Source organism: Pollutimonas rozaliensis (assembly GCF_048751585.1).
Classification (GTDB): Bacteria; Pseudomonadota; Gammaproteobacteria; order Burkholderiales; family Burkholderiaceae_B.
This window is the reverse complement of the sequence record NZ_JAZHOB010000163.1, coordinates 1-265: the sequence shown is the minus strand read 5'-3', so window position 1 is coordinate 265 and position 265 is coordinate 1. Positions and strand designations below refer to the sequence as shown.

Sequence of the window (265 nt, the reverse complement as noted above, 5' to 3'; positions counted from 1 at the left end):
CGGGGTAGCAGCGCTGGTAATCCAGTTCCACCGTCAAGCCATGGAACTCGGCCAGGCTGGCAATGGCCTGCTTGAAACGTGCTTCCAGGCGCTCTTTCAGCGCCATGTCGAAGCAGCGCAGCGTGCCGCGCAGCGCCACCTGCTCGGGAATCACGTTGAACGTGTCTCCGGCATTGATGCTGGTGATGCTCAGCACCGCCGACTTGTCCGGCGGCGTTTCACGGCTCACCAGCCCTTGCAGCTGGCTGATCAGCTGGCAGCTCGC

The 265-nt window shown here is 63.4% G+C and carries 1 pseudogene; it reads right to left on the bottom strand.

Features of this window, described 5'->3' with window-relative positions:
• A pseudogene (locus V0R37_RS22405) lies at positions 1 to 265 on the bottom strand (amidohydrolase); the annotation flags it as partial.